This is a genomic window from Mesorhizobium sp. LCM 4576 (genome assembly GCF_001854815.1).
GTDB classification, from domain to species: Bacteria; Pseudomonadota; Alphaproteobacteria; order Rhizobiales; family Rhizobiaceae; genus Mesorhizobium; species Mesorhizobium plurifarium.
The window spans coordinates 210,831-225,219 of record NZ_MDDT01000024.1 but is presented as its reverse complement, the minus strand read 5'-3'; the positions used below and the strand labels follow the sequence as shown (position 1 = coordinate 225,219).

Genomic DNA, 14,389 nt, shown 5'->3' with positions numbered 1-14,389 from the left:
TCCATGAGCAGCCACGACCCGCATCTTCGCACCCCGTCGGGCAAGCCGCGCCTGCGCGCGTTCGGCATCGCGCTCGACGGGACGCCGGGCCGGTTCAACGCCATCACAGATGTGCCGGGCGTGTCGGTGGGCTACACGACGCTGGTTTCCGGCGATGGTCCGCTGCGAGTCGGCAACGGGCCGGTGCGCACCGGCGTCACCGCAATCCTGCCAAGGCCGGTTCAAGAGCTCGCAACGCCGGTGTTCGCCGGCGTGTTCAGCCAGAACGGCAATGGCGAGCTGACAGGCACGCATATCATCGAGGAGACCGGCGCCTTCAACTTCCCCGTCACCATCACCAACACGCATTCCTGCGGCGTCACCCGCGACGCCACGCTGCGCTGGATGCACAAGGTGTTGCCGGTCGCGCTCGACACAGGCTGGGGCCTGCCGGTGGCGGCCGAGACCTATGACGRCTTCCTCAACGACATCAACGGCCATCATGTCGGCGCCGACCACGTGGTGGCGGCACTCGACAACGCCATCGGCGGCGCCATCGAGGAAGGCAGCGTCGGTGGCGGCACCGGCATGATCACCTTCGGCTTCAAGGCCGGATCCGGTACCGCCTCGCGTGTCGTTGAGTGGCAGGACAGGCGTTATACGCTGGGCGTCTTCGTGCAGTCGAATTTCGGCCAACGGCGCAATTTCACCATTCGTGGCCGGCGCATCGGGTCGGAGCTTGTCGACCCGGTGGTCCGCGAGGCGACGGCGCGCGCCGAAAAAGGCTCGATCATCGCCGTCGTCGCCACCGATGCGCCGTTCCTGCCGCATCAGATGAAGCGGCTCTCCCGGCGCGTGCCGCTCGGTATCGCCATGACCGGCGGCTATGGCTATCACAGCTCGGGCGATATCTTCCTGGCGTTTTCGACCGCCAATCCGGAGGCGGCGCTTGGCGCTTCGGGGCGCATCGGACGGGCGGAGTTCATTCCCGACGTCGATATCGACCCGTTCTTCGACGCGGTCGTGCAAGGCGTCGAGGAGGCGATCCTCAACGCGCTGGTCGCCAATGAGGATATGACAGGACGCGACGGCAATTTCGTGCCGGCGCTACCGAAGGAATGGCTGAACGAAAAATTCGGATAGAGCGCCGCCGGCTCGTGCCAGGCCGGTCTTTATTCCGCTGGCTTGTCGGGACTCGTTTCGCCGGTGTCCTCTTCGGCGGCTTCCTCGAGGCGCGACGCGATCAGCTCCTGGATGTCGCCGACCTCTTCCTGGATGTCCTCGAGCAGAATGCCTGCCTCGGCGGCCTTGGCGCAGCATTCCTTGGCAAGGGTCTCGGCCTGCTCGATCTTGATCGGTGAATGCTGGCATTGGACTTTCTCGCCAATCCACCCACGCAGGAACTCGATCGCATGTTCACTCATATTGCTTCTTCCCTAGCRGCAAAGCCGGTTGGTAGCCATGAACGTCCGCACCCCCACACAGAATGCATGCCCCATTCGAGCCGAGTCGGCCTCGACCGGCAAGACATCTTGCCCGTGGGACGCGGAGCCGAAGGAATGGAGGGGGACGAGGTGCACGTTCAGATCATTGAGAATGATKGGATCGTCGGCCGGGATCGATAAAAGGCCGCTATTGTTGTTTTTGCTTGCTTTTTTCTAACTTTGACAGCGCATTTGTATCACAAACCGTATCGCAGTTTCCCGGTCGATGCTGCCCCGGCCTCAGCCGGAGCAGGCGCTATATAGTGGTATCCTCATGCAATGTCGACTCGGGCTCCGCCATCCGGGCGGCTACCTCCCCAGAAGATTGCGCTCGACCGTCCTCAGATGCGTCAGCATGGCAGCGCTGGCGCCTTCGGAGTCGCGCGCCAGCAACGCATCCAGGACGAGCTGGTGCTCGCTGCAATAGGTGGCGCGGCGTTCCTCCGAGAAGGAACGCTTCTTCATCTCGAACCACGGCCGCTGATTGCGCAGGACGCGCATGAGATTGTGGATCTCCTTGAGGAAGTCGTTGCGCGAGCATGCGAAGATGCGGTGGTGGAATTCCGCGTCCCAGTGCTCGAACGTCGGCATATCCTGGGACGCGCAGGCGATCTTGTGCGCCTCGCGCACGGCGTTCAATTCGCCGGCGCTTGCGTTGGTCGCGGCAAAGGACGCCGCCGCCGGCTCCAGCAACTGCCTGATCTCCATCATGTCCGCAGGGCTGGTTCCTTCCATGCGCGCGACGGTCGCGGCCATGGAATCGGGGTTGCCCGCCGTCAAAAAGGTCCCGCGGCCCACATGCCGTACGACCGTGCCGTCATCCTCCAGCATGCCGACGGCGCGCCGCACCGTGTTGCGCGCCACGCCGAACTCGCTGGCGAGATCGCGCTCCGGCGGCATGCGGCCGTTCTCCAGYCACTCGCCCAGAGAAATGCGCTTCTTCAGGGCAATGGCGATATCGTTGGCAACCAGTTTGGGCATGTTTGGCAGCAGCTATCTGATCCAATAGTGAACCATTTATAGCAGCTTTTCTTGCCCCCGTCCATCGTGCAAGCCGAAAGCATCTCAGCGTTTGCGCGTCGCAGGCGTTGGATTATTTCATGAAACCAATCAGAATCCGGCTTGCGGCCTAAGCCAATTGACGTTAGCGTGTTTCAAAAGAGCGGAAAATTGGCTCAAAATTGGTTCACGGGAGGAACTTCATGCGGGTCGCGACTTTCTCGCTCGCCGGCGAAAGGCGGGTCGGCTTGGTCGATCTTGCCRCCCAGACCGTCGCCCCCTTCGATCTTCCCGTCGAGCGCGCCGAGGCCGGGTTGCTCGCGCTGATCGAACGCAACGGAGCCGGGCTGCCGCGCACCCTCTCCCCGATCCCGCTGGCGGGGGTGGAGATCGAAGCTCCGATCCCACAGCCGCGCCGCAATATCTTCTGCGTCGGCAAGAATTACCACGAGCACGCGCACGAGTTCGCCCGCTCAGGCTTCGATTCCAGCGCCGGCGCCGGCGCGGTGCCGAAGCATCCGATCATCTTCTCAAAGGTGCCGGAATCGGTCGTCCCCAACCATGCCAGCGTGCTGATCGATTCCACTGTCTCGGCGGCGATCGACTATGAGGCGGAGCTTGCCGTCATCATCGGCAAGGGCGGGCGCGGYATCTCGAAGGAGGACGCCCTCGACCACGTCTGGGGCTACACGATCATCAACGACGTCACGGCACGCGACCTGCAAGGCAAATACAGCCAGTGGCTGATCGGCAAATCGCAGGACACGTTCTGTCCGATGGGGCCTTGGGCCGTCACCAGGGATGAGTTCGATCTCGCCAACGCCGRCATCCGCTGTTTCGTCAATGAGGACCTGCGCCAGGACTCCCGGATATCGCTGCTCATCTTCGATATCCCGACTATCATCGCCACGCTCTCGCAAGGCATCACGCTGAAGCCCGGCGACATCATCGCCACCGGCACGCCTGTCGGGGTCGGCATCGGTTTCGATCCGCCGAAATACCTCAAGCCTGGCGACGTCGTGCGCATCGAGATCGACGGCATCGGCACGCTGGAGAACCGTTTCGTGGAGAGGCCGCAATGACGACCGTGACTGTCGGCCAGGTCGTCGCGGAAGTGACCGGCGAAGGCGCGGCCGTGGTGATGATCCACGGTCTCGGCGGAACCTCGAACATGTTCCAGCCGCAGACGGGCGCGCTCTCCGGCYACCGCGTCATCCGGCTCGACCTGCCCGGTTCGGGCCGCTCGCCGCGCCCGATCGAGCCGCTCACCATCGAAGGAATGAGCGAAGCCGTGATCCGCGCCATGGCCGGTATGGGTGTGACGTCGGCGCATTTCGTCGGCCATTCGATGGGCACCATCGTGTGCCAGCAGATCGCGGCGACGCAGCCCGCGCTGGTAACATCGCTGACGCTGTTCGGCGCCCTGGCCGAGYCGGGCGAGGCAACCCGGCAGGGGCTCGGYAACCGTGCGCGCCTGGCGCGCTCCGGCGGCATTGCCGACATCGCCGATCAGATCGTCGCCAACGCGATCTCGGCGCACACGAGGGAGACGTCGCCCGCGGCGGCGGCCTTCGTGCGGGAATCGATCACCCGCCAGGACCCCGAATCCTATGCCCGCACCTGCGAGGCCCTGGCGAAGGCCACCGCGGTCGATGCGCGGCGGATTTCGGCGCCGACGCTGCTCGTCACCGGCGATGCCGACACGGTCAATCCGCCGGGCGTCGCCCAGGCGCTTGCCGACAAGATCAAGGGAGCCGTATTCTCCTCGCTCGATCGGTGCGGACACTGGGCCACGGTGGAAAGTCCGCGCGAGAGCAGTTTGAGGCTCGCCGATTTTTTGAGACGGGTTGATAGGTGAGGATTTCGCATCGGGCGTAGACTTACGCGCTCGGCAAGTTGGGAGGCTTGTTATGGCAGACGAAAGCTGGGCCGGAAACGGGTCGGGAAGCACGCTCTTCACCAATGTGCGCGTGCTCGACGCGACTGGTGAATATCCCTACACCGGCGAGGTGCTGGTGCAGGGCAACCGCATCAAGCAGATCACCAAGGGTTCGTCCCGCTTCGGCGCCTCCTCRTCGTCTTCCTACAATGGCGGCGCTACCGTGATCGACGGCATGGGCGCGACGCTGATGCCCGGCATGATCGACGCGCATCTGCATCTGTCCTGGAACAACGCGCCCGGCATCGATCCCATCCAGATGATGGAGATCGAGGAGCACATGCTGGTCACCATGGAGATGGCCAAGCTGGTGCTAGATGCCGGATTCACCGCTGGACGGGGCGCGGCCRCCRCCAAGCCGCGGCTCGAYGTCGTCGCCAAGAAATTCATCAACCAAGGCCGATTTCCCGGCCCGCGTTACCTCGCGGCCGGTCCGGAGATCACCACGGTCGGCGGCCTCGGCGATTCCGCGCCCTCGCATATCCCGCATGAGGGCCTCAATCTCGGCATCGTCGTCTCGGGTCCGGAGGAGATCCGCCGCACGGTGCGCCAGCTGATCAAATACGGCGTCGATTCCATCAAGCTCAACCTCTCCGGCGAGAGCATCACCGGCATGGGGGCGGAGGAAACCCCGATGTCCGAGGAAGAGGTCGCCATGGCCGCTTCCGAAGCGCGCTGCCGCAACAAGGTGCTGTCGGCGCACGCGCGCTCTTCCGGCTCGGTCAAGCAATGCGTCCGCCACGGGATACAGAACATCTACCACGCTTCCTTCGCCGACGAGGAAGCGCTCGAYATGCTTGAGGCGGTCAAGGACAAGCACTTCGTCGCGCCCGGCATCGCCTGGCTGATCAACACCRCGCGCCATGCCGAGCAGTGGGGCATCAAGCCCGGCTCGCCGCTGTCGCTCGAATATGAGCGCGAGCTGGAAATGTGCATCGACACGATGAAGAAGATGCATCGGCGCGGCATCCGCGTCCTGATCGGCGGCGACTACGGCTTCGCCTGGACGCCGCAGGGCACCAACGCCAAGGACATCCAGACCTTCGTCGAGATGCTCGGCTTCTCGCCGATGGAGGCGATCCAGGCCGCGACCAAATATGGCGGCCAGATCATGGGCATGGGCGACGAGCTCGGCCTGATCAAGGAAGGCTATCTCGCCGACATGCTGCTGATCGACGGCGACCCGATATCCGACGTGCGCATCCTGCAGGACAAGAACCGCATCCTCGCCATTATGAAGGACGGCAAGTTCCATAAGGCGCCGCGCATGAACGAGCAGCGCCGGCGGCTGACCGCATGAGCATACTCGACCAGCCATCGTCCTCGTCGCTGTCGGGCGGCGGCATGACGCGCCGCCAGGCCTGGGGCCTGGTCGGCCTGCTGGCCGTCGCAGCGGTCGCCTGGCTGGTCTTCGCCGTCTGGCCCCAATGGCTGAATGCGATCCTGATCTCCAAGAAGGCCTTCGTCAGYGCCATCCTCAACGGCCTGACGCTCGCCGGCCTCTATTTCCTGGTCGCCAGCGGGTTTACCCTGATCTTCGGACTGATGCGCAACATCAATCTGGCGCACGGCTCGCTTTACCTGCTCGGCGCCTATATCGGCTACGAGGTCACCAGCCGCACCGGCTATTGGCTGCTCGGCGTCGCCGCCGGCTTCGCGGTGCTCGCCATCATCGGTGTGGTCATGCAGGTCTTCGTCTTCCGCCGCCTGGAGGGCGACGACCTCAGGCAGACCCTGGTCACTATCGGCATCTCGATCGTCGCCGCCGACCTGATGCTGGCGGTCTGGGCCGGCGGCACCTACCAGATCGCCACGCCGGAATGGCTCGACGGGGCCTTGACCTTGCCCATCATCACCGCTGTGCGCTCGAACGGCGCTTCGGTGTTCCTCACCTATCCGCTTTACCGCGTGGTCGTGCTGGCGGCGGCGATCGTCATCGGGGTCGGGCTCTGGCTGATGCTCAACAAGACGCGCGTCGGCATGATGATCCGCGCCGGCGTCGACGACCGCGCCATGCTGTCGGCATCCGGTGTCAATGTGCATGCGGTGTTCGCCATCGTCTTCGCGGTCGGCGCCGGACTGGCGGGTTTCGCCGGCGTCGTCGGCGGATCGGCGCTCTCGGTCGCGCCGGGCGAAGACGTGCGCTACCTGCTTGCCTCGCTGGTCGTGGTCATCGTCGGCGGCATGGGCTCCATCACCGGCGCGGCGATCGGGGCGCTGCTCATCGGGCTGGCCGAACAGATCGGCCTCGTCTATTTCCCGACCTACGGCGTGGTGCTTACCTTCGTCATCATGGTGGTGACGCTGGCGGTTAGGCCGCAAGGCATCATGGGGAAGGCGCGATGAGCCTGGCCACAGCCGCCGACGGCGCGGCGCCGCAGCAGAACTGGCTGGACAAGATCGGCGCAGGTCACGTCATCCTCGGCACGGCGCTCCTGCTCTACCCGCTGGTGGCGTCGGATTTCTTCCTGACGCAGATCGCCGGCTATTCTATGATCTTCGGCGTGCTTTCGCTGTCGCTGATGCTGCTGGCCGGCTATGGCGGAATGCTGAGCCTGGCGCAGATCACGGTCGCTGGCATCGCCGCCTACGCCGTCGCCATCCTCGGCAGCAACAATTCCAGCGTGTTGGGCTTCGGCTGGCCCTGGTGGATCGTCGTTCCCTTCGCCRTTGCCGCGGCGGCGGTGTCCTCGGCGCTGATCGGCTGGATCTCGGTGCGCACGGAAGGCATCTACACGCTGATGATCACCCTGGCGATCGCGACGGCGACCTTCTACTTCGCCCAACAGAACTACGCGATCTTCAACGGCCATTCCGGCTATGCCGGCATCCACGCGCCGGTCTTCTGGGGTATCAACTGGAGGGACCCGAAACCCTTCTACTACCTCTGTCTTGGCCTTGCGATGCTGTCCTACGCGGCGGTGCTCTATGGCTCCCGCTCCACCTTCGGCATGACCTTGCAGGCGATCCGCGACAACCCGCGCAGGATGCGGGCGCTGGGCTACCACGTCACCGCGCACAAGGTCTTCGCCTGGTTCCTGGCCGRCATCCTCGCGGGGCTGGCCGGCGCGCTTCTGGTCTGGTTCAACGGRCGCGTTTCGCCCGGCACGATCGGCGTCGACGTGGCGATCGACATCCTGATCATCGCCGTCATCGGCGGCCTGCGCCATCCGATCGGTCCGTTCGTGGGCGCGATCGTCGTCATACTGATGCAGACCTTCGCCATCGACATTGTCGGCGCTGAGCGTTTCAACACGCTGATCGGCCTGGTGTTCCTGGTGATCGTCTTCGTCTCGCCGGATGGAATTCTTGGGTTGTGGGGGAGGATCAAGCCACATCTTGCCCAGGAGTCCTTGCGCGCCGGCCCCTAGCGGCCGACGCGGATGAAGCACCGCAGATCAATGCAATTCAATGGGAGGAACTGAGGATGCATAGACGTACACTGCTGGCCCTGGCGCTGTTCACCGGGCTGACCGCGCCTTCGATGGCGCTCGCCGCCGACGACACGATCAAGATCGGCCTGCTCGCCACTTTCGAGGGGCCGTTCACGGTGCTCGGCGAGGACGGCGAACGCGGCGCCATGACGGCGATCGCCGAGACCAACGRCACCGTCGCCGGCAAGAAGATCGAGATCGTCAAGGGCTCGTCCGACGCCTCGCCCGACAGCGCGGTGCGCGCGGCGCGCAAGCTGGTCGAGCAGGACGGCGTGAAGGTGCTGGTCGGTCCGCTTTCGGGCGATGAAGGCCTCGCCGTCAAGGACTACGCCAAGACCAAACCGGACGTGACGTTCATCAACGGCACCTCGGYCGCGCAGGACACGACGCTGCGCAATCCGGCCGAGAACTTCTTCCGCTTCTCCACCGACGGGGCGCAGTGGATGGCCGGCCTCGGCACCTATGCCTTCAACGACAAGGGCTACAAGAAGGTCGCGACGGTCGCGGAGGATTACTCCTTCCCCTACACGCAGGTCTTCGGCTTCATGGCCGAGTTCTGCAAGGCCGGCGGGCACGTGCCGTCGAAATCCTGGGTGCCGATCGGCAACAAGGATTTTTCTTCGGTCATCGCGGCGATCCCCGAGGATGTCGATGCCATCTATGTGGCGCTCGGCGGCGCCGACGCCGTCAACTTCCTGACCCAATACCAGCAGGCCGGGGGCACGGCTCCGCTGATCGGCGGCTCGATCACCGTCGACCAGACCGTGYTGACCTCGAAAGRCAAGCTGCKCGACGTGCTCAAGGGCACGCCCTCGGCCGGACCGACCGCCGACACCAATGACGCGCCGGCCTGGAAGTCGTTCGTCACGGCCTATGCCAAGCAGCCGGGCGCCTTCCCCTCGCCGTCGCTCTTTGCCCATGGTTATTACGTGAACATGAAGGCGACGCTTTTGGCGCTCGACCAGGTCGGCGGCGACGTCTCCGACGGCGGCAAGAAGCTGCGCGAGGCCTTGTCTAAGCTGTCCTTCGACACGCCGACCGGCAAGGTGTCGCTCGACAAGAACCRCAATGCCGTCGCCGACATCTTCCTGACCGAGGTCACCGAAGGGTCGGACGGCAATCTCCTGAACAAGCTGGTCAAGGTCGTGCCGCAGGTCAACCAGACGCTCGGCATTCCCGAGGACGAGTTCATGAAGCTCGGCGCGGTCAACCGCGACAATCCGAGCTGCCCGTAACGGTACCTGCGAGAGCATCGTCAGTGACCGAAAACCTGGCCGCGAACCGTCTGCAGAGCTCCGGTGCCTACGCGCTGGAGCTCGATGGCGTTGCGCGGCATTTCGGAGCGCTGGTGGCGCTTTCGGGCATCGACATGAGGATCGCGGCCGGCGAGCGGCGCGCGGTCCTCGGCTCCAACGGCGCCGGCAAGACCACGCTCTTCAACGCCGTGACCGGCGACTTCCTGCCGACCGCCGGACGCATCCGCTTCTTTGGCGAAGACATCACCGACCTGCCGCCGCATGAGCGCATCCGCCGCGGCCTGCGCCGCACCTATCAGATCTCGCAGCTGTTCAAGGGCTTGTCGGTCCTTGATTCCATCTTTCTCGCCTGCCGCGGTGTCTCGCGCCGGCGGTTCTCGCTGCTGAGGCCCGCCGCTGCCGACGTCAACATGGTGCAGGCGCGATCGATCCTCGAGGCTGTCCATCTCGAGGCCCATCGCGACGCCTTGGTGGCGACGCTGAGCCACGGCCAGCAGCGCCAACTGGAAATCGCGCTGGCGCTTGCCGGCGCGCCGCGCTTCATCCTGTTCGACGAACCGGCGGCGGGTCTTTCGCCGACCGAGCGGCGCGACCTCGTCGCCATCCTCAACGCACTGCCGAAGCACATCGGCTTCATCATCATCGAGCACGATCTCGACGTCGCGCTGCGCGTGGCGGACTACGTGTCGATGATGCACAATGGGCACCTGTTCAAGGAAGGCACGCCGCAGGAAATCGAGGCCGATCCGGAGGTCCAGCAGATCTATCTCGGAGGCAAGCATGGCTGAACGCTCCGCCGGCAARGGCGCCAGGGCGGTGCTGAAGATAGAAGACCTGCAGGTCTTCTATGGCGAGAGCCATGCCCTGCAGGGGATTTCGCTGACGCTGGAAAGCGGCGTGCTTTCCGTCGTCGGCCGCAACGGCATGGGCAAGTCGACGCTGTGCAACACCATCGTCGGACTGAAGCGTGCGCGCTCCGGCTCGATCCGCTTCGACGGCCGCGAGATCACCGCGCTCGAGCCGCACGAGATCCATCGCCTCGGCGTCGGCTATGTCCCGCAAGGGCGTCGCGTCTGGCCGAGCCTGACGGTCGACGAACATCTGCGGCTTGCCGCCGGCAACCGGCGCGACGCCGCCTGGACGGTCGAGCGCGTCTACCAGACTTTTCCACGCCTGGCGGAGCGGCGGCACAATGGCGGATCGCAGCTCTCGGGGGGCGAGCAGCAGATGCTCGCCATCTCGCGCGCGCTGCTCAGCGACCCGAAACTGCTGGTGATGGATGAGCCGACCGAGGGCCTGGCGCCGATCATCGTCGACCAGGTCGAAAAGATGCTGGTCGAGCTGGCCGCGGAAGGTGAGATGGCGGTGCTCGTCATCGAGCAGAATATCGGCGTCGCGACCGCCGTCTCCAGCCAGGTCGCGATCATGGTCAACGGCCGCATCAATCGGCTGATGGAGGCGGCAGCACTGGCCGCCGACCGCGATTTGCAGCAGCGGCTGCTGGGCGTCGGACGCCATGCCGAGGAAGCGCCAGTCACGCCGGCGGAAGCGGCGCAGGCAAAGGAGCAATTAGCGGCGGTCTATCGCGTCGACCGCGCGGCGGTCGGATCGGCCGAGCCGGCGGTGCATGACGGCGTCTACCGCCCTGTCACCCAATTGCCCAACCGCTGGAACGTGCCGGTCACCGAACTGAGGCAGGCGGCTGTCGACAAGGCCGCGCCCCAGGACGACCCGAGGAAGGTCTTCGCCATCCCCTTTGCCGAGCGCATCGGCAAAACCGTGYTGGTCGTCGGCACCTTCGATACCAAGGGCAAGGAATTGCGCTTCGTCGCCGACCGGCTGAAGTCGCTCGGACTGCCCGTCCGCACCGTCGACCTGTCGACATCGGGAAAGCCGTCGAGCGCGGACGTGCCCGCCATGCAAGTGGCCGGCATGCATATCCACGGGTCCTCGGCGGTCTTCACCGACGATCGGGGCGGCTCGGTCAGCGCCATGGCGGAGGCCTTCGCCCGCTGGATCGAGCGGGAGCCGCGCATCGGCGGCGTCATTTCTGCCGGTGGCTCGGGCGGCACGACGCTGGCGACGGCTGGCATGCGGGTCCTGCCGGTCGGCATCCCCAAGCTGATGGTCTCGACGGTGGCTGCGGGCGATGTCGMCAAATATGTCGGCGGCGCCGACATCATGATGTTCCATTCGGTCGCCGACGTTCAGGGGCTGAACTCCATCACCGAGCAGGTGCTGTCCAACGCCGCGCATGCCATGGCCGGCATGATCGCGCAGTTGCCCAATGCGGAAGCGTGGGAAGCAAAGCGCAAGCTGGCGCGGCCGGCCGTCGGCATCACCATGTTCGGCGTCACCACGCCGGCCGTGCAAGCAGTGACCAGGCGCCTCGAAGCCGACTATGACTGCCTCGTCTTCCACGCCACCGGCATCGGCGGGCGCGCCATGGAGAATCTCGGCGACTCGCGCCTGCTGTCGGCTTTCCTCGATCTCACCACGACGGAAGTGGCCGACATGATCGTCGGCGGCGTGTTCCCCGCGACAGAGGATCGCTTTGGCGCCGCCATCCGCAGCGGACTGCCCTATGTCGGATCGACGGGAGCGCTGGACATGGTCAATTTCGGTCCGCGCGGCAGCGTGYCGGAGAAGTTCCGCGGCCGCAAATTCGTCATCCACAATCCCAATGTCACGCTGATGCGCACGACGCGCGACGAGRACCGCGCTTTCGGCGAATGGATCGGCGCGCGGCTCAACGCCATGAACGGCCCGGTGCKCTTCCTGCTGCCCGAAGGCGGCGTCTCGATGCTCGACGCGCCCGGYCAGCCCTTTCACGATCCGGAAGCCGACAACGCGCTGTTCGAGGCGATCGAAAAGACCGTTCGCCCGACGCCGTTGCGCCATGTCGAGCGGGTGCGCGCCAACATCAACGACACGCCTTTCGTCGATGYGGTGATCGGCGCGTTCAACGCGATCGGCCCAAGGCTGCAGAGGCGGGCATGACGAATTGGGCTTTACCTGACGGCGGACGGATCTTTGAATTGGCGCCTGGCGCCGACCGGATTGTGTAGGGGAGAATAAATCATGGACGCRCAGAGCTTTGGCGCTTTCCTGTTGTGGCTGATCGTCGCCGCGGTCGTCGTGGTGATCGCCGTCTACATCCTGCRGTGGCTCTATCGCCGCTCGACCAAGGAGACGGCATTCGTGCGCACCGGCTTCCTGGGCGAGAAGGTGGTGGTCAACGGCGGCGCCTTCGTCATCCCCGTGCTGCACGAGATCACCCCGGTCAACATGAACGTGCTGCGCATCGAGGTGCGCCGCGAGGACGCGCTGGCGCTGATCACCAGGAACCGCATGCGCGTCGACCTCATCGCCGAGTTCTTCGTCCGCGTCGGCGCGAGCCGCGAGTTCGTCGCCGCCGCGGCGCAGACGCTCGGCCGCCGCACGCTGCAGYCCGACAATCTGCGCGAATTGCTGGAGGGCAAGTTCGCCGGCGCCATGCGCACCATCGCCGCCCAGATGACGCTGGAAGAGATGCATGAGTTGYGCGGCGACTATGCCGAAAAGGTCCGGGCGCTCGCCTCGGATTCGCTGGCCGCCAACGGGCTCGAGCTGGAGAGCGTCGCCATCGTCGACCTCGACCAGACCAGCCTCGAATATTTCGACCCGTCCAACGCCTTCGATGCCGAAGGCCTGACGCAGCTGACGGAATCCATCGAGACCAGGCGCCGCATGCGCAACGAGATCGAGCAGCGCACTTTGGTCGACATTCGCAACCAGAACCTCGATACGCAGCGCAAGGTGCTGGAGATCGAGCGCGACACCGAATACGCCCGCCTCGAACAGGAGCGCGAAGTGGAAATACGGCGCGCGGCGCAGCGCTCCGAGCTCGCCAGGGAGCGCGCCGTGCGCGACCAGGAAGCCGAACAGGCGCAGCTTTCGGCGCGCGAGGCGGTGGAGAAATCGCGCCTCGCCCAGGAGCGCAGCATCACCGAGGAACGCATCCGCAGCGAGGAAGACACGCAGCGCCGCGAGATCGCGCGCCGCCGCGCGCTCGACGAGGCCGAGATGAAGATGCGCGAACTGACTGAGCGCGAGCAGATCGCCCTTGGACTGGCGCTGGAGAAGGCGCGCATCGAGCGTGAGGGCGCGCAGAGCGGGCTCGAGATCGAGCGCAAGAAGTCGCTGGAGATCGCCGAGCTCGAACGCCAGATCGCGCTGGCCGAAAAGGCGCTCGAAGTGACCAGGGCGGAAGCCGAGAAGCGCCGCGCCGAAATCGTCGAGAACCAGGCGACCGAGACGGCGCRCATCGAGCAGGAACGTGCCGTCGACGAGGTGCGGATCGACAGGGAGCGCCACCTCGAAGCGCTTCAGATCGCCAAGCGCCAGGCCTTCGAGGAAGCCGAGATCGCGGCGGCCGAGGAAGTGGAGCGGGCGCGCATCACCACCGAGCGCGGCATCGAGGAAGCCAAGCTCGTCAAGGAGCGCGAGCTGCGCCAGCTCGCCGTCGACCGCGACCAGAAGGTGGAGATCGCCGAAATCCAGAAGGCCATCGACATCGCCAAGAAGACGCAGGAACGCTCCTCGGCTATCGCCGCTTCGGAAGCCGTCCGCGCCAAGGCCGTCCAGGCCGAGGAACAGGCCCTGACCGCCCGCGAACGCGAGATCGCCGAGCGCCGCAAGCTGACCGACCTGATCGCCGCTCAACGCGAGGCGGAGCGCGAGGCGCTTCGCGTGACGGCCGCCGCCGAGGCCGAGATGAAGGCCGCCAAGAGCCTGGCGGAGGCGCAGAAGATCGCGGCCGTCGCCGCCGCGGAGGCGGAAAAGATCCACGCCCTTGCCGCCGCCCAGCGCTACGAAGTCGACGCGGCCGGCCATCGGCAGATCAACGAAGCGGAGAACCTTCTTTCCAGCGAAGCGCGCGCCGGACGCCTGCGCGGCAAACTGCTCGATCACATGGAAGGCATCATCCGCGAGAGCGTCAAGCCGATGGAAAAGATCGACGGCATCAAGATCCTGCACGTCGACGGCATCAATGGCGGGGCGGGCGGCAACCGCAACGTCACCGACGAGGTGATCGATTCGGCGCTGCGTTACCGCGTGCAGGCGCCGATGATCGACAATCTGATGAAGGAGATCGGCATCGAGGGCGGCTCGCTCGGACGGATGACCGATGTGCTGCGCGACGCCAAGGACATTTCCAACCTCGCCCGCGACAAGAAAGGCAAAGGCAAGACCGCCAAGGATGATGATGACGACCGCGACCATTGACCAGATGTCCGCAAGGTCGTTTCCCGAGGG

Annotated in this window: 12 protein-coding genes; 10 read left to right on the top strand and 2 right to left on the bottom strand. The window is 65.3% G+C overall.

Annotated features, from left to right (window positions below; all coding sequences use genetic code 11):
- Positions 1–3: 3 nt before the first annotated feature.
- Entirely contained in the window at positions 4–1,122 is a 1,119-nt protein-coding gene (locus tag LCM4576_RS14145; RefSeq protein ID WP_071032633.1) for a P1 family peptidase, read from the top strand.
- Between the two features lie 29 nt (positions 1,123–1,151).
- Here LCM4576_RS14145 and LCM4576_RS14140 read toward each other — a convergent pair whose 3' ends face one another.
- Both LCM4576_RS14140 and LCM4576_RS14135 read right to left on the bottom strand, forming a co-directional pair.
- Positions 1,152–1,403 carry a DUF768 domain-containing protein gene (locus tag LCM4576_RS14140; protein WP_040990651.1) on the bottom strand — a complete coding sequence of 84 codons (252 nt, stop codon included), beginning with the start codon at positions 1,401–1,403 and terminating at the stop codon, positions 1,152–1,154.
- A gap of 369 nt (positions 1,404–1,772) precedes the next feature.
- Positions 1,773–2,444 (bottom strand): FadR/GntR family transcriptional regulator, encoded by a 672-nt coding sequence (locus LCM4576_RS14135; protein ID WP_071032632.1) that lies wholly within the window; start codon positions 2,442–2,444, stop codon positions 1,773–1,775.
- A 221-nt stretch (positions 2,445–2,665) separates the two neighbouring features.
- On the opposite strand from LCM4576_RS14135, the gene LCM4576_RS14130 reads away from it, so the two are divergent.
- From LCM4576_RS14130 to LCM4576_RS14090, 9 genes are all read left to right on the top strand, one after another.
- Entirely contained in the window at positions 2,666–3,544 is an 879-nt protein-coding gene (locus tag LCM4576_RS14130; RefSeq protein WP_071032631.1) for a fumarylacetoacetate hydrolase family protein, read from the top strand.
- Positions 3,541–4,320, top strand: a complete 780-nt coding sequence (locus LCM4576_RS14125) for an alpha/beta fold hydrolase (protein WP_071032630.1) — start codon at positions 3,541–3,543, stop codon at positions 4,318–4,320. The genes LCM4576_RS14130 and LCM4576_RS14125 overlap by 4 nt, the downstream gene beginning before the upstream one ends.
- A 52-nt stretch (positions 4,321–4,372) precedes the next feature.
- Positions 4,373–5,701 carry an amidohydrolase family protein gene (locus tag LCM4576_RS14120; protein ID WP_071032629.1) on the top strand — a complete coding sequence of 443 codons (1,329 nt, stop codon included), beginning with the start codon at positions 4,373–4,375 and terminating at the stop codon, positions 5,699–5,701.
- The gene (locus tag LCM4576_RS14115) at positions 5,698–6,747 is read left to right on the top strand and encodes a branched-chain amino acid ABC transporter permease (protein ID WP_116397935.1); all 1,050 of its coding nucleotides are present in this window, start codon (positions 5,698–5,700) and stop codon (positions 6,745–6,747) included. Before LCM4576_RS14120 ends, LCM4576_RS14115 begins: the two co-directional genes overlap by 4 nt.
- Positions 6,744–7,772, top strand: coding sequence for a branched-chain amino acid ABC transporter permease (locus LCM4576_RS14110; protein WP_071032628.1), 1,029 nt, complete (start codon positions 6,744–6,746; stop codon positions 7,770–7,772). The genes LCM4576_RS14115 and LCM4576_RS14110 overlap by 4 nt, the downstream gene beginning before the upstream one ends.
- Positions 7,773–7,828: 56 nt before the next feature.
- Positions 7,829–9,070 (top strand): ABC transporter substrate-binding protein, encoded by a 1,242-nt coding sequence (locus tag LCM4576_RS14105; protein WP_071032627.1) that lies wholly within the window; start codon positions 7,829–7,831, stop codon positions 9,068–9,070.
- A gap of 23 nt (positions 9,071–9,093) precedes the next feature.
- The gene (locus LCM4576_RS14100) at positions 9,094–9,879 is read left to right on the top strand and encodes an ABC transporter ATP-binding protein (RefSeq protein ID WP_116389989.1); all 786 of its coding nucleotides are present in this window, start codon (positions 9,094–9,096) and stop codon (positions 9,877–9,879) included.
- A complete protein-coding gene (locus tag LCM4576_RS14095; protein ID WP_071032626.1) occupies positions 9,872–12,091 on the top strand; it encodes an ABC transporter permease in 2,220 nt (739 codons plus the stop codon). Before LCM4576_RS14100 ends, LCM4576_RS14095 begins: the two co-directional genes overlap by 8 nt.
- Before the next feature lie 81 nt (positions 12,092–12,172).
- Positions 12,173–14,359, top strand: a complete 2,187-nt coding sequence (locus LCM4576_RS14090) for a flotillin domain-containing protein (protein ID WP_071032625.1) — start codon at positions 12,173–12,175, stop codon at positions 14,357–14,359.
- Positions 14,360–14,389: the final 30 nt, after the last annotated feature.

What these genes read in the sequence shown, in the direction of transcription:
- LCM4576_RS14140 (WP_040990651.1), bottom strand. Translation starts at nt 1,403, where the DNA reads ATGAGTGAACATGCGATCGAGTTCCTGCGTGGGTGGATTGGCGAGAAA.